General features: G+C 67.5%; 17 protein-coding genes and 1 pseudogene. 11 read left to right on the plus strand and 7 right to left on the minus strand.

Annotation, left to right across the window (positions count from 1 at the left end):
• The first annotated feature begins 20 nt into the window (after positions 1–20).
• From VM636_RS13810 to VM636_RS13820, 3 genes are all read left to right on the plus strand, one after another.
• Entirely contained in the window at positions 21–932 is a 912-nt protein-coding gene (locus VM636_RS13810) for a hypothetical protein (protein ID WP_338484594.1), read from the plus strand.
• A 90-nt stretch (positions 933–1,022) separates the two neighbouring features.
• Complete coding sequence (locus tag VM636_RS13815; protein ID WP_338484596.1) at positions 1,023–2,249, plus strand: hypothetical protein; 1,227 nt, start codon at positions 1,023–1,025, stop codon at positions 2,247–2,249.
• A 184-nt stretch (positions 2,250–2,433) separates the two neighbouring features.
• Entirely contained in the window at positions 2,434–3,414 is a 981-nt protein-coding gene (locus VM636_RS13820) for a hypothetical protein (RefSeq protein ID WP_338484597.1), read from the plus strand.
• Between the two features lie 73 nt (positions 3,415–3,487).
• On the opposite strand, the gene VM636_RS13825 is transcribed toward VM636_RS13820, so the two are convergent.
• The 5 genes and pseudogenes from VM636_RS13825 to ssd all read right to left on the minus strand — a co-directional run.
• Entirely contained in the window at positions 3,488–3,961 is a 474-nt protein-coding gene (locus VM636_RS13825; RefSeq protein WP_338484598.1) for a hypothetical protein, read from the minus strand.
• 2 nt (positions 3,962–3,963) lie between these two features.
• Complete coding sequence (locus tag VM636_RS13830; RefSeq protein WP_338484600.1) at positions 3,964–6,138, minus strand: site-specific integrase; 2,175 nt, start codon at positions 6,136–6,138, stop codon at positions 3,964–3,966.
• Positions 6,135–7,907 (minus strand): hypothetical protein, encoded by a 1,773-nt coding sequence (locus tag VM636_RS13835; RefSeq protein WP_338484602.1) that lies wholly within the window; start codon positions 7,905–7,907, stop codon positions 6,135–6,137. Before VM636_RS13835 ends, VM636_RS13830 begins: the two co-directional genes overlap by 4 nt.
• Positions 7,907–9,364: a site-specific integrase gene (locus VM636_RS13840; RefSeq protein WP_338484604.1), complete on the minus strand. Its 1,458-nt coding sequence runs from the start codon at positions 9,362–9,364 to the stop codon at positions 7,907–7,909. The genes VM636_RS13835 and VM636_RS13840 overlap by 1 nt, the downstream gene beginning before the upstream one ends.
• A 104-nt stretch (positions 9,365–9,468) precedes the next feature.
• Positions 9,469–10,143: pseudogene (ssd, locus tag VM636_RS13845) on the minus strand (septum site-determining protein Ssd); the annotation flags it as partial.
• A gap of 741 nt (positions 10,144–10,884) precedes the next feature.
• Between ssd and VM636_RS13850 the strand changes: the two are divergent.
• The gene (locus VM636_RS13850; protein ID WP_030422481.1) at positions 10,885–11,718 is read left to right on the plus strand and encodes an HAD-IB family hydrolase; all 834 of its coding nucleotides are present in this window, start codon (positions 10,885–10,887) and stop codon (positions 11,716–11,718) included.
• Between the two features lie 485 nt (positions 11,719–12,203).
• Here VM636_RS13850 and VM636_RS13855 read toward each other — a convergent pair whose 3' ends face one another.
• Positions 12,204–13,028 carry a Fic family protein gene (locus VM636_RS13855; protein ID WP_030422480.1) on the minus strand — a complete coding sequence of 275 codons (825 nt, stop codon included), beginning with the start codon at positions 13,026–13,028 and terminating at the stop codon, positions 12,204–12,206.
• A gap of 111 nt (positions 13,029–13,139) precedes the next feature.
• Here VM636_RS13855 and VM636_RS13860 point away from each other — a divergent pair, with 111 nt between their 5' ends.
• The gene (locus tag VM636_RS13860; RefSeq protein WP_053914566.1) at positions 13,140–14,120 is read left to right on the plus strand and encodes an ATP-binding protein; all 981 of its coding nucleotides are present in this window, start codon (positions 13,140–13,142) and stop codon (positions 14,118–14,120) included.
• Positions 14,121–14,127: 7 nt separating this feature from the next.
• On the opposite strand, the gene VM636_RS13865 is transcribed toward VM636_RS13860, so the two are convergent.
• Complete coding sequence (locus tag VM636_RS13865; protein WP_030422478.1) at positions 14,128–15,390, minus strand: hypothetical protein; 1,263 nt, start codon at positions 15,388–15,390, stop codon at positions 14,128–14,130.
• 592 nt (positions 15,391–15,982) lie between these two features.
• On the opposite strand from VM636_RS13865, the gene VM636_RS13870 reads away from it, so the two are divergent.
• The 6 genes from VM636_RS13870 to VM636_RS13895 all read left to right on the plus strand — a co-directional run bounded on the left by VM636_RS13870 (position 15,983) and on the right by VM636_RS13895 (position 22,638).
• Positions 15,983–16,351 (plus strand): hypothetical protein, encoded by a 369-nt coding sequence (locus tag VM636_RS13870; RefSeq protein ID WP_199825515.1) that lies wholly within the window; start codon positions 15,983–15,985, stop codon positions 16,349–16,351.
• A gap of 528 nt (positions 16,352–16,879) precedes the next feature.
• Positions 16,880–18,847: an acetate--CoA ligase gene (acs, locus tag VM636_RS13875; RefSeq protein ID WP_030422476.1), complete on the plus strand. Its 1,968-nt coding sequence runs from the start codon at positions 16,880–16,882 to the stop codon at positions 18,845–18,847.
• A 505-nt stretch (positions 18,848–19,352) separates the two neighbouring features.
• Entirely contained in the window at positions 19,353–20,783 is a 1,431-nt protein-coding gene (gene nhaA / locus VM636_RS13880; RefSeq protein WP_030422475.1) for a Na+/H+ antiporter NhaA, read from the plus strand.
• A 102-nt stretch (positions 20,784–20,885) separates the two neighbouring features.
• The gene (locus VM636_RS13885) at positions 20,886–21,374 is read left to right on the plus strand and encodes a phage holin family protein (protein WP_030422474.1); all 489 of its coding nucleotides are present in this window, start codon (positions 20,886–20,888) and stop codon (positions 21,372–21,374) included.
• Positions 21,371–22,321, plus strand: a complete 951-nt coding sequence (locus VM636_RS13890; RefSeq protein ID WP_030422473.1) for an alpha/beta hydrolase — start codon at positions 21,371–21,373, stop codon at positions 22,319–22,321. The genes VM636_RS13885 and VM636_RS13890 overlap by 4 nt, the downstream gene beginning before the upstream one ends.
• 128 nt (positions 22,322–22,449) lie before the next feature.
• Complete coding sequence (locus tag VM636_RS13895; protein WP_078856191.1) at positions 22,450–22,638, plus strand: hypothetical protein; 189 nt, start codon at positions 22,450–22,452, stop codon at positions 22,636–22,638.
• Positions 22,639–22,733 lie beyond the last annotated feature (95 nt).

Raw genomic sequence — 22,733 nt, forward strand, 5'->3', positions numbered from 1 at the left:
TAGCTGGGGCGCTCCACGTGGTGAAGTCCTACGAGCTCGCGGCTGTGTGCGAGTACCTGGGACTGGAGCCCCAGAGGACTGGTGAGGATCCGTTCAACAGCAAGCGGGTGTATGTGCGCTCTCGGCTGCAGAGAAAGCCCTTGTCCGAGCTTGTGGACATCGCGCGGCGGGTGATCAGCGAGTATGGCGACGAGGACCTGCAGACCCTGGTCAACGCGCTAGGTGCCCGCGGAGTCGACGGGGAAATGAAGAACCTCATCTTCGCCGCCGATGGCCCCAAGCCGCAGATCGTGCTGCCGGATTCAATCAGCAACACCATCCGCATCGTGAAGAACGAGAAGTACTGCCTGGTGTACGACCGACCTCTGGAAGACCGCGGTTTGAGCTGGTCTGACCTGGTGGCCTGGTGGGTTCACCAGCACCCGGAGCATGCGAATGATCCAACGCGTGCTCGTGTCTCGCTGCGGGAGCGGCTACGCCGTTCGTTGGGCGACAACGGTGCCGAGCTTCTGGTGTTCGACGCCTACACCGAGCTCGGCTTCGACCTCCCGGCACTCATCCCCCAGGTCTATCTTCACTACGACCCGTACAGCCTGGCCGAGCTGGACGGTGTTGGCCGGCTTACCCGCCAGCGGATGGACTTCCTGCTGCTGATGAATCAGCGCGCCCGAGCGGTCATCGAAGTCGACGGCATCCAGCACTACGCTCGACAGGTCGATGCAATGTCGCCGCACCGGCCTGGCCCCGCCTGGGTGGCTGACCCAGCTCGCTACGCCCCGATGGTGGCGGAGGATCGCCAGCTCACACTGCAGGGTTACGAAGTCTTCCGTATTGGCGGCCACGAGTTGCGCGACCACACAGCCGGGAAGGCGATGCTCACCGACTTCTTCGCGCGCCTTCTCAGTCGCCATGGCCATCTCCCGCCGCGATAGATACCACTTCGTCCCTTAAGGGACGCGATCCGTTTACGCGAGGGCAGATGGGGATCCCTCCTTGTCAGTGCCATGTCGCAGACTTGGAAGATGCACGGGAACGGCAAGCTCTTCAGCCACGGGGACCTTCGCGACTTTATGCACAAGAACCTCCGGGAGATCAACCAGACGGTCGAGGACCGTGACCCCGAACAGCTCTTGACCATGCCGGAGACCGACATCGTCGAGGAACTGATGGACAGCTTCCGCATCGTGGTGCCCACCCTCGACCACGAGGGCATCGAGATCGAGCCTCTGAAGCAGGTCTACAACAGCGTCGAGGCGATCAACGGCTCCTTCAGGGTCGTGCAGAACAAGATCCAGCTGCTGATCCCCTACACGGGAGACCGCGTCGTCTTCACCCTCCGGCCCAACCCCTGCATGGAACCCGCGCCCGAGGGAACCGTGACCGACGCAGAGATCAAGTTGCTCTGGTCCGGCCAGAGTGACAATCACGAACGGGTACGCCAGGCACTGAACGAGAAGATCGCCGAGATCACGAAGTGCCTGGACTGGGCACGAGACAACGTCAACAGCTATAACAAGCGCGTCGAACGACTGATCCCTGAGCGAGTGCAGGCCCGCAAGCAGGACCTTCTTGCCGGCAGAGACCTTGCTGCATCACTCGGGTTCCCGATCCGTAAGCGCAGAGATGCCAAGACTTACGAAGTCCCGCTGACCCGTAAGAAAATCAAGACCGAGCCCACCGAGCCCTCCACGGGTGCCGCCTTCCAGCCCGAGCCCACTCTGGCCGACACCGACTACGAGGACGCTCTGCGGGTTCTGACCAACGCTCGCAACCAGCTGGAGCGCTCACCCTCGCTGGTGTGCAAACTCGACGAGGAGGAGATTCGCGACCTGTTGCTCTTGGCGCTGAACTCCCAGTTCGAGGGCGCGGCCGCAGGCGAGGTGTTCAACTTTAAAGGCAAGACCGACATCCTCATCCGGGTCGACGATAGGCACGTGTTCATCGGCGAGTGCAAGTTCTGGAAAGGCCCGAAGACCATCACCAACACGCTGGACCAGCTACTTGGCTATCTGACCTGGCGCGACACCAAGGCGGCCGTGCTGTTGTTCGTCCGCGGCAAGGCCTTCTCGGACATCGTCACCAAAGCTCTAGATCGCCTGGAAGCGCACCCCAATTTCAAGCGGCGCGGGCCGACTGATGAGTTCGGGACTCGTCACGACTTCGTCTTCCACATCGACGGCGACCCATCCCGCGAAATAAGGATCGCTTTCCTTCCCTTCCATCTCCACCCGATCGGCACAGCCAATTAGAGACTGACGTCACCCACGCGCCCTACGTCAGGAGAAGGTGAGGAGAACGGGCAGCCACGCTCCCGTTTCTTAACGAGAGAAGCTGGATTAAGCTCCAGACGGACAGGTCTGGCCTTCGCTGCCAAGGACCAGAAGACCAGGCCAAGTCACCCTGCTTACGCACATAACAATTATGGAAGAAGACGTGAACAAGAGCGAGCTTTTGGCCTCAAGTCGGCGCCTCATGCACTTGGCCCTCGCAGACCTCGGTGCTGCCGAACAACAAGCTGACGTGGTTGTCCTACACGCAGGTGTCGCCATCGAGCATGTCCTCAAGGCCTATCTATGCTCCATCCACCCCTCGCTCGTTGCCGACGGACGCGACCTCCCGAGTCTGCTGCATGCGGCTGACCGGGGCGACCTCGCCAAGAAAAAACTGTCCCTGATCAAAACCATCGGTGCCGTCGAAGCCTTCTCGCGGGTCAGTAAGATCCTCGAAAAGAGCGCGCTGAAAGTGACAGAGGACCAGTTCCGCGTGATCGCTGATGCTCGCAACGGTGTCGCTCACATCGGAGTACACGACACCGCCAAGATTGAGGACCTTCTCAGCAATGGGATCAAGGTTGTCGATGCCGTTCTCGTCGCACTCAAAGAGGACACCGCTGACTATTGGGGAGAGTTCCATCCCCTACATGACAAAATCCTTGAAGAAAAGCGACGCGCTGACTTCATCCGGATCGAAGCATTGAAGATCCGCGCCAACAAAACATACGAGGCGCGATTCGGTGCTAGCGACACCGAGGAGCGACGCAGGGCCATAGCCAGCGCACAAGTACACAGCATGGTCGCAGGGCAGGCGACAGCAATGCGCGAATGCCCCGCATGCTCCAACCAAGGCTGGGTCGGCGGTGATCTCGACACGGACTTCAAGGGCGAAGAACCCGAGGTTGTGATCGTCACCCAACACTTCCTGTGCAGCGTCTGCGGCTTCGCCCTCGACGGCTACCTCCTCGGCTACTTCGCCCACCTCTACCAAGACATCCCCATGGGGCCGGCCGCGACCTTTACCTACTCCGACGGCAGCACCCATGAGGACCTGTGGATGAATCTCGCCTCGGACACTTTCCGAGATCGCAGGCGTGACGAGGAGGAAGAAGTTCTGCGCGCCCAGCTCGAGGAGGACTGAGATCGTGGAGAAATGTAAGAAGTCTCGCCGCTGGATTTACTGATAGGGCATTGTAGACACAACAGCGCAGCGACTACCGGCGGGCCCCGCGAGGCAAGTTGGCGATCTTTTCGCCAGCCGCCTTCTCGGCACGCAGGCGCTCGATCTCGAGGTGCTGGGCGGCAATCCGGGACAGCGCTAGCTGCTGGAACTCCTTGAGTTCATCAATCTCGGTATTCTGATCCTTCAGCCGCTCTTCGAGTTTGGCGTTCTTGTCCTTGAGCCGTTGGATCTGCGCGACTCTGGGATCGATGACGGTCCCAGAGTCCTGGAGCAACTTCAGACGCCGCTCGAACTCCTCGGCGAGATGCTGGTATGGGCCGGGGCGGACAGTGCCGTCGCGGTTCTTCTTCGGGTAGAACGCGGTGCGTGTCACTCCCGCCTCGGTCGCCAAAGTGCTGAGGTCGCACTTGCCACCGGGCGGCAGTTCACCGCGGAGTAACCGGTCAGCCGCAGCCCGGATCGCTTCCTCGTTCCGAATCCGGATTTCTTCGCTTATACGTCCCACGTTCAGGCGGCCCTTCCAGTCGCAGTGTCAATCTCGGCCAAAACTCGCAGGTCACGCTCCAAGTCGGCTTGCAGACGGGCCTTCTCCGTCGGCTGGCCGCGCCCGATGTTGCCGATGAAGACCTTTTTATTTTCCGCGCTTGCAGCCCAGACCGGACGGTGGCTCAGATGGTGGGTGGCCTGCGGGCAGCGCGCGGAGTCACACATGCCGACCAGTGGCTTGTCCGCTCCCTGCTTCCCTGCGAGGGCCAGGCACAAGGCTTTGGAGGGGTCGATGAACCAGCAGTAGTTGGCAATGCCCAGGTGCAGTGTTTTCGCCCGCTTGGACAACAGGTTGATGACTTCCTGGTCCCCGGGTTTGACTCCTGGCGCGGATGCCTCCATCTCCTTGAGCTTGGCGTCGACGGAAGCGAAGAACTCGATCAGGTCGCGCGCGCCGGCACCGGTGGGCATGATTCCCTTCTGGGAATCCCGGAAGGCTGCCAGGGTAAGATTTTCGTTTCGGACCTGCTCTTCTGCGGCAACATCAGTCAGGAAACCAGCCTGCGCGCCTCCCGGCCTTGCTGCATACCCTTCGGTGGTGACGACGCTAACATGCTTGAGATGGATCTTTGCTGCCAGAAGTCCACCGGGGCGGTGAGCAAGTTCCATGGCCAGAGTGCGACGGGTAATTTGCAGGGTGATCGGGTCGTCCGGTACTGGGGCAAGTCCCAGACGTCGCCCCTCTGAACTATTGATCCAGTTCCGCAGACTCGCGCATCGCCCGGTGAGGCTGAACCGACCGAACAGGCATGGGGAGGAATCTTCTGGATTCCGGAGTCCGACCGCTAGTTGGACTGCGGAATGCGCCTGGCGGACGGTGACCCATTCGTCCCAGACTCCGCCGATGCCTTGTCCCTTGATCAGCTTGGTTCTCAGCCGGTAACGCATTCGGCCAGCTCCCAGGTCCTTCGGCGGGACGCAGGCGTCGACCGGCATCTCCATCATCTCGCTCGCCCTCATGCCGGTCAGCAGGGCAGTGACGACGATGCAGGCGGTCCGGACCCGTTCCACCAGGAACTTCAAGTCCAGTTGTCCCGCGACTCCTTCGGTCCAGGGCACCTCACCTTCGCCATCTGCGCGGGCCACCATCGGCGCGTCCCGTCCCCATCGGGGTCTCACGCCTACGGCGGACACGGCTTGCTCCAGTTGCGGACGCAGGGCGGGAATCCAGCGGTGTCGGAACGCCGCTATGCCAGCCTTCTGGGCGAGGGCGTTCAGACTCACGTTTAGCAGCGGGTCGTCATCGGACCATCCTTCGCGCCCGCGCCTTGCCGTCTCTGCAACTTCGAGCGTCGCCAGCGGGACACCCTCGGCAATATGAGTGCGGATCGCTGTACTGAGACGGGACTCCCATGTCTCACTGCTAGCCCAAAGTGCTGGTGCCTCTTCCTGCCGAGCCTCGCCGACCAGGTCCAGGACGTGGGGACCGAGTGTTTCGACGATGTACAAGGCAGCGCCCAGCCAAGGCTGCAGGGCCTCCTGCCGCATCGGCTGGGTCACGTTCGCCCTGCGATGCTTGCAGCCGGCCACCTCGAAGGGGGAACGGCCGCGCCAGGGAACGAACCCGTCGTCAAACCGGTCGGTGCTGAAAAGATCGTTGTAAAAGGACGTCTCCTGCATAGCCTGCACTGCGGCCAGCCGTGTCTCCTGGCTTGCAGGCCGAAGGATTCTTCCTTTCCGGTCCCGCACGTCACTGCGGTGCAGATAGTAGGCCTGGCAATGCAGCTGTGTGACCTCGCCCAGCGACGTGATCCCGCGCTCGGTAAGCCAGTTGAACCACTCGATCAGGTTCTTGAGTCGCCCCTGGCAGGTCTTGATCTCGAGGGGATAGCGGAAGGCATTCGCCAGTTCCCGCACGGCCTCGTGCCTCGGGGCCAGGCGCGCAAAGATGAACTCCTCGGCCACAACGCGCCAGCGCTGATCCCGGATCGCGGAGAAGTCCAGCCTGCGTTCACTTGGCCGGAGGATTACGGGCAGACCCTCGACGTCGGTGAAGGACCAGACCGGCTCGCCGACTCTGGGCCGTATCCCGCCCGGCCTCACCCGCAATCCGGCAGCCTCGCAGACATCGAGCCCAGCCAGCGGACCCCTGTTCTGTGCGCCGTCCGTGGACGCCCCTGCGATCACTGTCGTCATCGTGTTCCTTCTTCCGGCCGCAGCGGCAGTTCGGCGTCGTAGTCGGCAACCTGTGCGGCTGCAGCGAGCAGGGCCTGAGAGGTGAAGTGAGCGTCCGGAGTGAGAATCTCGGCCAAGCGTTGGTCGTATCGGCCGAAGACGCCCATGAAATCGGCCTGGGGCATCTGATCCCACTGACGGGCGAAGAACGCTCTCAGGCGCATCAAATTGGGCAAGTGCCGCGGGGTGAACAGCGCAAGCGGACACAGCAGACATACCCACGGCCGGGCAGGGCAGGGCTTGCCCTTCGGGCCGTGCAGGCCCGACAACTGGTCGCCACAGGCGGCGGTGAACACATCACGTTCCCCGCCAACCAGTGCGGCCAGCGACGCATCGTCCAAGCCGAGGGCCGCGACCTTCTGGGGGTAGTCGCGAATGAGCTCGACGACGTCATCGTCTGCCAGGACCACTGGTGGTTCTGCCCGCTTCAGCATGTCGTTCTGGGCCTCGGCGATGATCTCGTCCACGAGCTCGCGCTGCTTCGGTGTCCCCGCGCCCAGATAGTGGTCGCCCTCGGCCTGGGGGCTCCGGTTGGGGTCCATTGTCGCGCGTCGGCTGCCCGTCCACGCGCGGCGATCCCGCATTGAGTCGTAGGTGGTGCGGATCCGGTGCATGTGCAAGGCCAGAGGCTCACCGTCGTCACCCGCCAGGCCTTTGTCCGTCACCCACTTGCGGATCGTGGTGCCTCGGGCCGGCCGTGTGGTCCAGGGGCCTGCCCCATGTGTGTCGTAGCGGACCCAGAGTGCGTCCCGAGCTTCCGGCGGAGCGAACCGGCGAGAAAGTTCTGTGTGGTCGATCCACTGCTGCAGCAACCGGGTCGCCCGCGTAGTCAGCGTCCGGCTCTCCGCGGCCGTGCGGCCCTTCAGGTAATCCAGCAGGATCGTCTTGTCCCCGGCCCAGTCGACATCGCCCAGACCAAGGTCATCCAGGCCATCCGGGACGATGCCGGTGTATATCCCGAACAACAGCCGATACCCGATCACGACATCGACCGAGGGGAACAGCTTGGCGGCCTCGTAGCTACGGCGCCACGGAAATCTCGACTGGGACAGTCCGGAGGGATGGTCTACGGACCAAGCCGCGAACGGGGCCGCCGCCACCGGACCCACCTCGGCATAGAGCCAGAGCAGGTTCGCGTCCGTCCATCCGCCCACGCGCGGATCCTGGCCCGACTGAGCGGTTTTCACCGCGAGTTGGTGAGCCGCGTACGACTCCTTGACCACGGTGCGGCAAACCTGGCTGAGGCCCGACCACTCGGCCTCGCTGTAGGGCTGGATGAATTTCTGGTCACGCCGCCGCTTCGAGACGAACCGACGGCCGTCGACCAACTCACGGACATCCGGACGCAACACTCCGTGGAGATCGTCAAGTCGCCGCAGCATCGCCCGCGCGCGGCCTTCGTCCACCGGACGGTGCTTCCCGCTGATCCAGTGCTCGGCCAGCTGGCTCCGGGTCAGCTCGGCGGCGCCACCGGTGAACCCCAGCTCAGCCAGCCCGTTGGTGAGGGTTCTGACCCCTCCCAGGTAGCCAGCCAGCGTGTTCTCCTGGTCGACATCTCCGTGCGGATGCACGAGGTCCGCCAGACCATGCAGCAACTCACGGGCCAGCCCAGGATTCTTGGTGGAGAATCTCTCACCGTGAACCTCGCTGTTCACCCAGCGTGTGCATCCAGTCCCATCGCTGAAGATCGCGGTTATCCCCGGCGGCTCATCGATCACGGTGGCGGGCATCAGATGCCGTCTCCCTCATCGTCGAACTCCGCAGCCGCCTCACGCTCAGCAGCCCGCAGCCGAGCAGCGGACGGCTCTCCTGTCGCATGCAGGTCAGCGAAGATCCGTGTCGTATCGAGGCGGTTCAGGTACTTTTCCGTGGTCAGAGCGCTGGAGTGCCCTAGCAAATCGCGCAGGATCAGCAGCGGTTCATGGCTGGTGAGGTAGAGAGCCAGAGCGGCGTCCGTGTCACCAGGCTGAACCTTGCGGGCCAAACGCGCGTAGTAGCCCGATGCGAGCTTCGCCATCGTCTGCATCGCGAAGGTGTGGCGCCCTCGGTGCGGATGAACATGCGGGAAGCGTGGCTCGTACCGTTCACGAATCCGGTCTGAGGCGCGTTCGAAGACCGTGTTCCACGCGGTGAAGGGCCGTCCGGGGCCGCAGACCGACAACAGCATCGATCCGCCGCCGGGCGCGACCAGTCGGCGGCGTTCGCCGGGCCCCAGGCCCTCCCACTGCATCCGGATGCCGTTGATCCGACCGCCCCGGGCATCGGCCTCGGTCACGATCAGCGGCTCGCCCCAGCGGGCTGGCGGCATCCACGTCGAGCCCGCCACAGCGGTCGCCCGCTCGAACGCCAGATAGTTGTGCAGCTCGACCAGCGAGTCGTAATCGGCCCACGTGTTACGGAACTTTCCGCCCTTGGTGATGCCCCACGGCAGTGGTACGAGCGTCGGGATCTCGGTCCGCCTCTTCGGCAATGCCGGAACTTCGCAGGCCAGCAGGTAGGTGAGTTCCTGCTTGCGCGGCCCGGAAGCGAACAGGAACCGGCCCACAGCCGCATTTCGGGCCATCTCCCGGCCCCGGTACCCACGTTCTTCCGAGCCGTCCGGCTCGAGTCGGGCCAGGCCCTTGAGGAACAGGGCAGCAAAGTCGTCTTCGAGGTACTTGATCGTCACATGCCTCTTCGCCTGACGGCGACGAGCCTGGTTGACCTTCACCTCGCGCATCTGGTTCTCGAACAGTCCCGTGGCGTGGTCGTAGGTGAACGGCAGAGCGGTGGTGTAGCCGTTGTCGATCGCCCAGGCGTAGAACTTGCCGAGCATGGCCATGTGCTGGTTCCACGTCGATGCCTTAAACCGGGCCTTGAGCGGGCCCCGGGCGCGGTGGACCGAGTAGGCACTCAGAAGGACCTTGAGCCGGTTCCTGTCCTCGAACAGGCCCACCCCGTGCTCGGCACCGAACTCCATCCATTCGCGTACGGCGCGAACGTAGGACGGCCATGAGTTGTCCGACGGAACCTTGCTCGTCGGCAACTCACAGGCCCAGCGGTTCACGACAGCGGAGGGCCGCAGCCCGCGCTCGTCTTCGAAGAGCAGATCTTCGTCGAAGATCAACGACATGCCTTCGGGGATGATCGGCTTGAACTCAAGCCCCCAGGTCTCCCAGCCCACAGATGAATAGAACGCTTGTTTCACACCTGCGGACGCTACCTGACGGGACACCGGCAGTGTGCACGCACAAACGCCCGCTGACCTGCAAGGTCACCTCCAAAACGACACTGCAACTAAGCAGAAACAACCCAGCTCAGCACCCGCAGCGAGTGCAGTTCGGGCAGCGACTCCTCCAGGGCGCCGCCGCCGACCCGGCCCCGGGAGCCGGCGAACGCCGGCCACCTGAGTCCCTCGGCCGTCTCACCGCCCAGCAGCACGTCGAGCCCGCCGCCCAGCGGATCGGCGTCCACCAGCAGACTCCGCATCCCCTGGTGTGCGGAGGTGACGGCGAGCGCGCACGCCAGCGTGGACGCCCCCGCTCCGCCCCGGCCGCCGATGACGCCGACGGTCAGCGCCGGTCGGCCTACGCCCTCGGCGACGTCGGCGATGCGGTCGACCAGCCATTGTTCGCCATCGGGGAGCATCAGGACGTGATCGGCGCCGATCTGGACGGCACGGCGCCAGACCCCCGGATCGTCCTGGTCCCGGCCGACCAGCACCACCCCGCGTCTGCGTGGGATCCCTCGAACCCGGCCTGCGGCGTCGTCACCGACCAGGACGAGCGGTGCCGCCTCCCAGCTTCCGGGCCGTCCGGACCCTGGTGGGGTCGTGGGTGCGCGGTGGTGCACCTCGGGTGTCGCCCCGGCCGCCGCGCACAGGCGCAGCAGGTCGTCGAGGAGTTCGGCGTCCTCGGTCACGATGAGCGGCCCGCCAGGCTTCCCTCCGGCGCCGGACGGCGGACCATGCTCGGTGATTCCTGCCATGACGGCATCCCCCTTCGACACGTCTCTCGTCATCTCTCGACCCCTCTCGGTCTCGCGGTGCCGGGCTCCGGCCGGTCTCGCGGTGCCGGGCTACGGCGTCCCTGCGCCGATGGCCCGGCACCGATGGCCTGGCACCGATGCCGGGTGGCGCTGTGGTGTGGCACTGCCGGACGGTGATGTCCCGGCAGCGTGTTCTCCGCTTGCTCTGGCTGCCCGCCGGTGACTCGGCTCCTCCACGCACCCGACGGCATGCGGCGCGCCGCCGCACCGTCGTGCCCGTTACCGCGAAGTCGGCCGACGGTGGCGTCGCGTGGGAATCACCATCGGGGGATCACGAAAAAGATGTGGATCTTGGTGGAAAACTGTGGACAAGTCCCGAGCCTGTGAATATCGCCTTCACCCGTACAGGTGAGTGCTCGCGCGAGAGCACCCAGCCGAGAGGCATTTCCTCCACAGAGCAGCGCGATCACTACCGACAGCTACAAAACATGGGCATGCCAATCCCTGGGCGAGGATCACACCGGTACCGCGCCACCACCGGCAGCAAGAGGGAAAACCCACCCGGACATGCGACGACCCCCGCCGGGGGGGAGAGCGGGGGTCGTCTCCACGGCCGACTCGGGGGGGGAGGAGTCGGGCCGGGTTAGCACGGTCGCGAACGATCCGTGACTTCCATGGTGTACCCGAGAGCCCTCTCAGGCAAACCCACGCGCCACACCTTACGCCGAATGGGCTGCGCCTATGCTCGGGGTCGTGGAAAACCACTCCTTGCCCCGCACAGCGGCCTTCTTCGACCTGGACAAGACGGTCATTGCGAAGTCGAGCACTCTCACCTTCAGCAAGTCCTTCTACCAAGGCGGACTGATCAACCGCAGGGCCGTCTTGCGCACCGCATATGCCCAGTTCATCTTCCTCGCCGGCGGCGCCGACCACGACCAGATGGAGCGGATGCGCAAGTACCTGTCCGCGCTGTGCCGCGGCTGGAACGTCGAGCTGGTGAAGGAACTCGTCGCGGAGACCCTGCACGACCTCATCGACCCGATCATCTACGACGAGGCCGCCTCCCTGATCGAGGAGCACCACACCGCCGGCCGCGACGTGGTGATCGTCTCCACCTCGGGCGCCGAGGTCGTCGAGCCGATCGGCGAACTGCTGGGCGCGGATCGCGTGGTGGCGACCCGGATGGCCGTCGGCGACGACGGCTGCTTCACCGGGGAGGTGGAGTACTACGCGTACGGCCCCACCAAGGCCGAGGCCGTCCGCGAACTGGCCGCGTCCGAGGGGTACGACCTCGCCCGCTGCTACGCCTACAGCGACTCGGTGACCGATCTGCCGATGCTGGAGTCGGTCGGCCACCCGCACGCCGTGAACCCGGACCGGGCCCTGCGCCGTGAAGCCCTGGCACGGGAGTGGCCGATTCTCGATTTCCACCGGCCCGTACGGCTCAAGCGCCGCATTCCCGCATTCTCCGTGCCCCCGCGACCGGCGCTCGTGGCCGCGGCCGCACTGGGCGCCGCGGCGGCCACGGCGGGACTCGTCTGGTATGCGAGCCGACGCCGCGCAGCAGTTGCCTGAGCAACCCTTTCACCCGCCTTTGCGCCCAAAAGTAAAGAAGTGGGACGACCCCTTCCCCTTACCGCACCGCGGTAGTACAAAGGATTCAACGGCCCGCGAGACCAAGGACATCCGAAAGGATCACCTCACACAACGCACATGGCCCCACGGACCGCGCATGAACACCGGGCACCCACGCGACGTCGACCCGTCGATTACGGGCCAGCCGCACCAGGTGACGGGCAAAGTCCCCGGCCTGATGGGCACATATTTCGAGGACGCTTGGTACCCCGATGCTCATGCCAGCGGCGGTACGAAATCTCGTACCGCCGCATCACCATGGAATGCCGTCGACGACCGCCATGGGGCCCCGCTTCCGGCCGGGGCCTTTCCCCTGCCGCCGCCCCGCCGCCCGTCCCGGCGCGACACCGGACGTCGTCCGCGGCGCGCGACCACCGCGTCCGGCGAGTGCGCCCCCGGCCCGGCCTCCCGCGAGCCGGCGGGCCCTACGCGGCCCCGCGCTGGAGCGCCTCGCAGACCGCGGTCGACTCGCGCGCGCCCAGCCCGACCGCACGGCCGCAGTGGGCGATCCACTCCGCCATCCCCTCCGGCGTACCGGAGACGTAGCCCCTCAGCGCCTTCAGGTAGCCCTCACGCCCCGGTTCGGCGTGGCCGACCTCGGCGGGGCAGACGGACTTCGGGTCGAGTCCGCTGCCGACCAGGACGACACGCTCGGCCGCGCGCGCGACCAGGCCGTTGTGCGAGGTGAAGGGGCGCAGGGTCATCAGTTCGCCGTGGACGACGGCCGCGATCACCAACGCGGGCGCTGAACTGCCCGCGACGACCAGGTCGGCCAGCCCCTCCAGACGCGCGTGCGCCTCGGCCGCCGTCGGCAGCGGCAGGTCCACGAAGGGCTCGTCCACCGGCTCGCCCCCCTGGCGTGGGCGGCCCACCATGTCGGACTGTTCCGCCGCGGCCACCAGGTGGAGGCGGGCCAGCACCCGCAGCGGCGACTGCCGCCAGACGGACAGCAACTGCCCCGCCTCGGCGGTGAGCCGCAGCGCCGCGCCCACCGTGCGGGCCTCGTCGTCGCCGCCGAAGTCGCTGCGGCGGCGCAGTTCCTCCAGGGCCCAGTCCGCGCCGGACAGCGCCGCGGAACCCCGGGCTCCGCGCAGGGCCGCCTCGGAGGTGATCTGGTTGCTGCGCCGTCGCATGATCCGGTGACCGTAGACCCGGTCCACGGCCTTGCGTACGGACTCCACGGAATCGGCCACTCCGGGCAGTGTGCCCAGGGTCGCGAGCGGATCGGCGGTCGCGCCTGTCGTACTCATGAGTACGACAGTACGCACCTTGCCGCTGCACCCCACGAAGGAGTGGTCTTCTTCACGTAGCCACAGGCTCTCGCGACACCCACCGCGATGACACCACTACGCTTGGTGAACATGAAAATTGCTTTCGTGGGGAAGGGCGGCAGCGGCAAGACCACGCTGTCCTCCCTGTTCATCCGCCATCTCGCCGCCACCGGGGCGCCGGTCGTGGCGATCGACGCCGACATCAACCAGCACCTGGGGGCCGCTCTCGGCCTCGACGACCAGCAGGCGGCCGGGCTGCCCGCGATGGGCGAGCACCTGCCGCTGATCAAGGATCACCTGCGCGGCACCAACCCGCGCATCGCCTCCGCCGAAAAGATGATCAAGACGACGCCGCCGGGCGAGGGCTCGCGGCTGCTGCGGGTGCGCGAGGACAACCCGGTCTTCGACGCCTGCGCGCGACCGGTGGAACTCGACGGCGGCACCGTTCGTCTGATGGTCACCGGGCGCTTCACCGACGCCGACCTGGGGGTCGCCTGCTACCACTCCAAGACGGGAGCGGTGGAGCTCTGCCTCAACCACCTGGTCGACGGCCGCGACGAGTACGTCGTGGTCGACATGACGGCCGGCTCCGACTCGTTCGCCTCCGGCATGTTCACCCGGTTCGACATGACGTTCCTCGTCGCCGAGCCGACCCGCAAGGGGGTCTCCGTCTACCGCCAGTACAAGGAGTACGCCCGGGACTACGGCGTCGTCCTCCGCGTCGTCGGCAACAAGGTGCAGGGGCCGGACGACCTGGACTTCCTGCGCGAGCACGTCGGCGAGGACCTGCTGACGACGGTCGGGCACTCGGACTGGGTGCGTGGCATGGAGAAGGGCCGTCCGCCCCGGTTCGCCCTCCTGGAGGACGTCAACCGCCGTGCGCTGGAGACGCTGCACACGGCCGCCGACGCGACGTACGAGCTGCGGGACTGGGAGCGCTACACCCGTCAGATGGTGCACTTCCACCTCAAGAACGCCCAGAGCTGGGGCAACGAGCGCACCGGGACCGACCTGGCGGCGCAGGTCGACCCCGGTTTCGTGCTCGGCGAAGGGGTCGTCGCCCCCGCCTGAGCGCCGGCTACTGCTTGGCCGCCGGCGCCCCGGGCACGCCCTTCGGCGCCGGCGCGGGCGCGGCCGAGAGGAAGGACGCCCAGCCCTGCTTCGGCGCCTCGCCGACGTTCAGGGTGCGCAGTTTGTCGAGCGTCTTCGGGTCCTGGGCGTCCAGCCAGTCGGCGAGCTGCCGGAAGGAGACGCAGCGCACCTCCTCCTTGGTGCACACCGACTTGACGACCTCTTCGATGGCACGCATGTAGGTGCCGCCGTTCCAGGACTCGAAGTGGTTGCCGATGATCAGCGGCGCGCGGTTGCCGTCGTAGGCGCGCCGGAAGCCCTGGAGCAGGCTGTCCCGCATCTGGTCACCCCAGAACTCCCGCTTGGCGGGGTCGCCCTGGGTGGCGGTGCCGGACTGGTTGACCATGAAGTTGTAGTCCATGGTGAGCTGCTCGAAGGTGTGCCCGGTGAAGGGCACGAGCTGCATCGACAGGTCCCAGAGCCCTTCCTTCTTCGACGGCCAGACCTGGTTGTTGACGCCGCTGCTGTCGTAGCGGAAGCCCATCTGGCTCGCCGCGCGCATGAAGTTCTTCTGGCCCTCCAGGCACGGGGTGCGGGCGCCGATCAACTCCTTGTCGTAGTCGAAGGGGAGCGGCGCGGCCTCCTTCATGCCCGTGTTGGTCTTCCAGGTCTTCACGAACTGCTTGGCCTGGCTGATCTCGTCCTTCCACTCGTCGACCGACCACTCGCCGACGCCGCCGCCGGCGCCGCAGAAGTGGCCGTTGAAGTGGGTGCCGATCTCGTTGCCCTCCTGCCACGCCAGCCGCAGTTGTTTGACGGTGTCGGAGATGCCCTGCTGGTCGTTGAAGCCGATGTCGGAACGGCCCGGCGAGTGCTGCGGCGGCTGGTACTGGTCGCGCTTCTCCTCCGGCAGCAGGTACACGCCGCTCAGGAAGTACGTCATCGTGGCGTCGTTGTCCTTGGCGACCTGCCGGAAGTGGGAGAACAGCTTCTGGCTGTCCTCGCCCGCCCCGTCCCAGGAGAAGACCACGAACTGCGGGGGCTTCTGGCCCGCCTTGAGCCGTTCCGGCCGGGGCAGGTGCGGCTGGGCCCCGGTGTACGCGGTGGAGCCGTCGCCGATGAGCCGGACCGCGTTCTTCGGCGCGGGGGCGGCCTTGCCCTTCTCCTTCTGCTGGCTGTCGCCGTCGGTGCCGATCGCGCAACCGGCGAGCGACGCGGCGCAGATCGCGGCGATCACGATCCGTGTGGCGGTCCTGTGGGTGGCGGCCATGTTCCGCCCACCTTCTTCCTTCTCTCGGGCCTACGCCGACGCGGGCGCTTCGGATGCTGTGCCGGGCGTGCCGTCAGCGCGGTCAAGGTGGCACGGGAGAGAGAAGGAATTAGTACGACAAGCCGATGAACAGACCGATTCACCCACGTGAGCGGTGTTCTACTCCTCTTGCGCGGAAAGCCTATGCCTTCCCTTTACTCCGAATTACCATTTGTTTACTGACTGCGACCTGCCGCCAGCCACCCACAGGTCACTGCCCCGCCACTCCGTACGCCGCCCGCCCACACGCCTTCGGGCCGCCATGCGGCTCCTGGTCCTTCGGCCGAGGACCTCACCTGCGCAAACGCCGCCCCGCCCGGCCGTGCCCCCGTCGCCCCTCACGGTCCGATAGCAGCCCACCGCCCACCGTCCCACCGCCCCTCCGGCGGCGACGGCCGGCAGGTCAAGGAGCAGCCCCACGCAGCAGTGACGCACACGAGGCAATCACGTTCGTATCGAGGTCCACGACCCCCGGCCCCGGCGCCCCGCATAAGGATGGAGTCGGGAGAGCGGGCCCGCGGGCGCGGCAACCAATCCGATCGCGTACGTCCTGGTGGGCCACGCGCCCTCGAGGCGCCCCGGCGAGACAGCCGAGACCATCGAGACGGCCCTCATGGGCATGGTCGACGGGACGGGCCTCCGGCCGGCCGCCGAGCGGGGGCCGATCGTCGGCACGCGGTTGCTGCTGCGGGGACCGTACGTCGCGCTGGACTACGGGCACCCGGCCTACGTCATGCGGATACCCGCTCCCGGAGAGGAGTGGCGGCGGCACGTCACGGTGAGCGGGCGCGTCTGCGTCACGGTCGGTCTGGACCCGATCCCGCCCGGGGCGGGCCCCGATGCCCTCGAGGCGTACCTCGCCCGCGTTGTGACGCAGGGTCGCGCGTCCATGGGCGCCACCACGATCAGGAGTCGGCGTTGACCGAGGAGCCCGAGAACCTGCCTTGCCACCGTTCATGTGGGTGTGCCTAGAGTGCGCCGGCCGGCTGCTGTGCCTCGCGCATGTCTGGTCTGATGACCCTGACCACTCCTTCTGGGGAGCAGCTTCGGGTGTCTCGGCACATAGCGGAGGCTCACCCCGGCGACGGGCCACCGCGGCATCTCGTCGACTGTGACCTCTGCTCGGTGTACGCGCGTCGGCGGGATCGGCACGCTGCGGAGAGCCGGGCTCAGCATCGGGCCGTGACCACTTCATGCCCCCGTCGCTCGCCCGTCTGCCGTGAGGCATCTACCTTCGCTCGTCGACCAGCTCGGGGTGCGTGATTCACCAGGCTCCCTGGCGCTGGGTTGCGAGCCGTAAGCGTTGGGTGGCGTACGGCCCCCGGGGAGTGAACTTCCGGGGGCCGTCGTGCGTGTGAGTTGGTGACCCGCCGGGGAAGGGGTTGACCGACCCTTGACGGCGTCCGAGAATCAAACCGGTAATGGTCTAAACCACTGGGACGGTGCGCAGATGGCTGCTGAGAACGAGACTTCTTCCCTCTCTAACCTGCTGAAGGAGGAGCGACGTTTTGCGCCGCCCGCTGACCTGGCCGCCCACGCCAACGTCACCGCGGAGGCGTACGAACAGGCCAAGGCTGACAGGCTCGGCTTCTGGGCCGAGCAGGCACGCCGACTGACCTGGGCGGAGGAGCCCACCGAGACTCTCGACTGGTCCAACCCGCCGTTCGCCAAGTGGTTCCAGGACGGCACGCTGAACGTCGCCTACAACTGTGTGGACCGGCACGTGGAGGCCGGACACGGCGACCGCGTCGCCATCCACTTCGAGGGCGAACCGGGCGACAGTCGCGCCATCACCTACGCCGAGCTGAAGGACGAGGTCTCCCGGGCGGCCAACGCGCTGCTGGAACTGGGCGTGCGCAAGGGCGACCGGGTCGCCGTCTACATGCCGATGATCCCCGAGACGGCGATCGCCATGCTGGCCTGCGCCCGGATCGGCGCCGCCCACTCGGTCGTCTTCGGCGGTTTCTCCTCGGACGCGCTCGCGACCCGCATCCAGGACGCGGACGCCCGCGTGGTCATCACCGCCGACGGCGGCTACCGGCGCGGGAAGCCGTCCGCGCTCAAGCCCGCCGTCGACGAGGCGGTCGAGCGGGCCGGCATCGTCGAGCACGTGCTCGTGGTCCGCCGCACCGGCCAGGACGTCGCGTGGAGCGACTCCCGCGACCTGTGGTGGCACGACGTGGTCGGCCGGCAGTCGGCGGAGCACACGCCGGAGGCGTTCGAGGCGGAGCACCCGCTGTTCGTCCTGTACACCTCGGGCACGACAGGCAAGCCCAAGGGCATCCTGCACACCTCCGGCGGCTACCTCACGCAGGTGGCGTACACCCACTCGGCCGTCTTCGACCTCAAGCCGGAGACCGACGTCTACTGGTGCACGGCCGACGTCGGCTGGGTCACCGGGCACTCGTACATCGTCTACGGCCCGCTCGCCAACGGCGCGACGCAGGTCATGTACGAGGGCACCCCGGACACGCCCCACCAGGGCCGGTTCTGGGAGATCGTGCAGAAGTACGGCGTGACGATCCTGTACACGGCGCCCACCGCGATCCGGACGTTCATGAAGTGGGGCGACGAGATCCCCGCCAAGTTCGACCTGTCGTCCCTGCGGGTCCTCGGCTCGGTCGGCGAGCCGATCAACCCCGAGGCGTGGATCTGGTACCGCAGGACCATCGGCGCGGACCGCACCCCGGTCGTCGACACCTGGTGGCAGACCGAGACCGGCGCGATGATGATCTCCCCGCTCCCCGGCGTGACCGAGGCCAAGCCGGGTTCCGCCCAGCGCGCGCTGCCCGGCATCGAGGCCACCGTCGTCGACGACGAGGGCAACGAGGTGCCGAACGGCGGTGGCGGCTACCTGGTCATCACCGAGCCGTGGCCGTCGATGCTGCGCACGATCTGGGGCGACGACCAGCGGTTCATCGACACGTACTGGTCGCGTTTCGAGGGCAAGTACTTCGCGGGCGACGGTGCGAAGAAGGACGATGACGGCGACATCTGGCTGCTCGGCCGGGTCGACGACGTGATGCTGGTCTCCGGCCACAACATCTCGACCACGGAGGTCGAGTCGGCGCTGGTGTCCCACCCGTCGGTCGCCGAGGCGGCCGTGGTCGGCGCGACGGACGAGACGACCGGCCAGGCCATCGTGGCCTTCGTGATCCTGCGCGGCACGGCCTCGGAGTCCGACGACCTCGTCGCGGACCTGCGCAACCACGTGGGCGCGACGCTCGGTCCGATCGCCAAGCCCAAGCGGATCCTGCCGGTGGCCGAGCTGCCGAAGACCCGCTCGGGCAAGATCATGCGGCGCCTCCTGCGCGACGTGGCGGAGAACCGGGAGCTGGGCGACGTGACGACGCTGACCGACTCCACCGTCATGGACTTCATCCAGGCCAAGCTGCCGTCCTCGTCGAGCGACGACTGACCCGCCGGCCCGGCCCGCCAACTCACACCGGCCGCCCCGACCGCCCCGGTCCCTCCGACCGGGGTGGTCGGCATGGGCCGCCTGCCGCACCCGCCGCCCGGTGCCTGCCCACGGGCCGCACGTCCTCACCCCGGCTCCCGCACCCCCGGAGCCGCCCCGCCCCTGCCGGCCCGCACCGGCCCACGCAGGTCCAGCCAACTCACACCGGCCACACCGGCCACACCGGCCACACCGACACACACGCCGGTCCGAACCGGTCCGAACCGACCCACACCGGCCCGCGCCCTCGGCGGGCCTCCGCCCCGAGCCTCCCGAATCACCCGAACCACCCGACCCCCCTGTCGGCAGGTGCCTCCCCCCGGGGCCGCGTGTCGGGCGCGCGCGTTCGGTAAGCTGAGAGACGCGCAAGCGATACGACAAGATCAACAACACAGTTCCTCATGGTGCGCCGGGAAGTCTGGTCGGCACGTGTTCCGTGCTGCCCACCGACCGGAGGTTCCTCCCCGTGACCGCGCCCCGCACCCCCCGCAAGGCCCTCGGCCGTCTGTCCCTCCCGGAGCGGACCTTCGTCACCGACGCCCTGCGCACCGAGACCGTCGGGGGCGTCCTCCTCCTCATCGCCGCGGTCGCCGCGCTGGTCTGGGCGAACGTCCCGGCCCTGCGGTCGAGCTACGCGAGCGTCAGCGACTTCCCTCTCGGCCCCTCCGCCCTCGGCCTGGACCTGTCGGTCGCGCACTGGGCCGCCGACGGGCTCCTCGCGATCTTCTTCTTCGTGGCCGGCATCGAACTCAAACGCGAACTCGTGGCCGGCGACCTCAAGGACCCCAAGGCAGCCGCGCTGCCGGTGGTCGCCGCGCTGTGCGGCATGGCGGTGCCCGCGCTCGTCTACACGATCACCAACACGGCCGGCGGCGGTTCGCTCGCGGGCTGGGCGGTGCCCACCGCGACGGACATCGCGTTCGCGCTCGCGGTCCTCGCCGTCATCGGCACCTCCCTGCCGAGCGCGCTGCGCGCCTTCCTGCTGACGCTCGCCGTGGTCGACGACCTCTTCGCCATCCTGATCATCGCCGTCTTCTTCACCGACACGCTGAACTTCGCCGCGCTCGGCGGTGCCGTCGCCGGGCTCGCCGTGTTCTGGCTGCTGCTCCGCAAGGGGGTCCGCGGCTGGTACGTCCACGTCCCGCTCGGCCTCGCCATCTGGGCGCTGATGTACAACAGCGGCATCCACGCCACCATCGCGGGCGTGGCGATGGGCCTGATGCTGCGCTGCCACACCCGTGAGGGTGAGTCGCGGTCGCCCGGCGAGCGCATCGAGCACCTCGTGCGTCCCCTGTCGGCCGGGCTGGCCGTCCCGCTCTTCGCCCTCTTCAGCGCGGGCGTGGCGTTCTCCGGCAGTGCGATCGCCGACGTGTTCACCCGTCCGGAGACCCTCGGCGTGGTGCTCGGGCTCGTGGTCGGCAAGACGCTGGGCATCTTCGGCGGCACCTGGCTGACGGCGCGTTTCACACGGGCCTCGCTCAGCGAGGACCTCGCCTGGGCCGACGTGCTCGCGGTGGCGACGCTGGCCGGCATCGGGTTCACCGTGTCGCTGCTCATCGGCGAGCTGGCCTTCACCGACGACCCGGCGATGACCGACGGTGTCAAGGCCGCCGTCCTCACCGGCTCCTTGATCGCCACGGCCCTGGCCACGGTGCTGCTGAAGATGCGGAACACCAAGTACCGCCGGATGACCGAGGAGGAGAACCGCGACGACGACCTCAGCGGCGTCCCGGACGTCTACGAGGAGGACGACCCGGCGTACCACCTGAGGATGGCCGCCATCCACGAGCGGAAGGCCGCCGAGCACCGCCGGCTCGCCCGGGAGAAGGCCGAAGGGCGGCACGGGCTTGCCGAAGTGACGGGCGGGGCAGGCGAGGAGGGCGACGGTCCGGCATGATCTGACGAGACGGTACAAAAGACGGGACCGTACGCAGTCAGGCAGAAGACGACAGGCAACGGACTCGTACGCACATCAGCCAGTAGGAAGAGGGAGACCGCGATGAGCGCACCCGACGGCGGCCCGGTCGGCACCGAACGCAGCATCGGCCAGCTGTTCGCCTCGGCGACCACCGAGATGTCGGCGCTGGTGCACGACGAGATCGCCCTGGCCAAGGCGCAGCTCAAGCAGGACGTCAAACGGGGCGTCACCAGCGGCGGGGCCTTCTCCGTCGCGGCTGTGCTCCTGCTCTTCTCGCTGCCGATGCTGAACTTCGCTCTGGCCTACGGCATCCGGACGTGGACCGGCTGGAACCTCGCGGTGTGCTTCCTGCTGTCCTTCGCGGCGAACGTGCTGGTCGCCCTGCTGCTGGCGCTGATCGGCCTGGTCTTCGCCAAGAAGGCGAAGAAGGGCCGCGGCCCGCAGAAGGTCGCCTCCTCGGTGAAGCAGTCGGCGGGCGTCCTGCAGCACGCCAAGCCGCACCCGCGTCCGGAACTGCCCCAGGACCGCGCCCCCGAGGCCATCGAGGCTGTGGCACGCTCGTCCTCATGACGGACCCCGCCACTCCTTCGGCCCAACCCGCCTCGGTCGTACGCCTGGGCATCCCCGGCGGACGCGAGGTGACCCACCGGGACGTCGCCGCCAACGGCGCCCGCTTCCACATCGCCGAGCTGGGCGAGGGGCCGCTGGTGCTGCTGCTGCACGGCTTCCCGCAGTTCTGGTGGACCTGGCGGCATCAGCTTCCGGCGCTCGCCGACGCCGGTTTCCGCGCGGTCGCCATGGACCTGCGCGGCGTCGGCGGCAGCGACCGCACGCCGCGCGGCTACGACCCCGCGGGGCTCGCGCTCGACATCACCGGCGTGATCCGCTCCCTCGGCGAGCCGGACGCCGCGCTGGTCGGCCACGACCTGGGCGCCTACCTGGCCTGGACGGCCGCGGCGATGCGGCCCAAGCTGGTGCGCCGGCTGGCGGTGTCGTCGATGCCGCACCCCCGGCGCTGGCGTTCCGCGATGCTCGGCGACCTGCGGCAGACCCGGGCGGGTTCCTACGTCTGGGGCTTCCAGCGCCCGTGGGTCCCGGAGCGGCAACTGACCGCGGACGACGGCGCGCTGGTCGGCCGGCTGATCCGCGAGTGGTCGGGCCCGAAGCCGGTGGACGACGAGGCGGTGGAGGTCTACCGGCGGGCCATGTGCATCCCGTCGACGGCGCACTGCTCGATCGAGCCGTACCGCTGGATGGTGCGGTCGCTGGCCCGGCCCGACGGCGTGCAGTTCTACCGGCGGATGAAGCGGCCGGTGCGGGTGCCCACCCTGCACCTGCACGGTTCGCTGGACCCGGTGATGCGCACGGGCAGTGCGGCGGGGTCGGGGCGGTACGTGGAAGCGCCGTACCGCTGGCGGCTGTTCGACGGGCTCGGCCACTTCCCGCACGAGGAGGACCCGGCGCTCTTCTCGACAGAACTGATCAATTGGCTGAACGATCCCGAGCCGGATCGGTGACCGAACGGACGCGTCCGGTGCCCGACGGCGGAACACTCGTCGTATGAACGGCCACTTGCCGCGCGCATAGGCCAATTGGGGACCTGGGAAACGGTTATGGACCTTGGGGCGGGGGCACACGTCCGGGTATGGGCTGGACGCACGACTACAACGACGTAGCACGCGACGGCCGCTCCACGAGCGGCGTGAACCCCCATCCGCGAGGCGGCACGACCGCGCGATGGGCGAACGCGGACGATCCCCGGGTGGGCATTCCGCGCATCCTACGCCGCCGGGCCCGCTGGGTCTCCGTACGGCTGCGCCATCCGCGCGGCTGAGCCCCGCGGCGGCCGGGGCGTCCCGACTCCCCCTCCCGCGCGCAGCGGCCCAAGGGTCTTTCGTCTGGATCAGCCGGGCCCCGCGAGCCCGGCGT

Origin of the sequence: Streptomyces sp. SCSIO 75703 (assembly GCF_036607905.1) — a bacterium.
Taxonomy (GTDB): Bacteria; Actinomycetota; Actinomycetes; order Streptomycetales; family Streptomycetaceae; genus Streptomyces.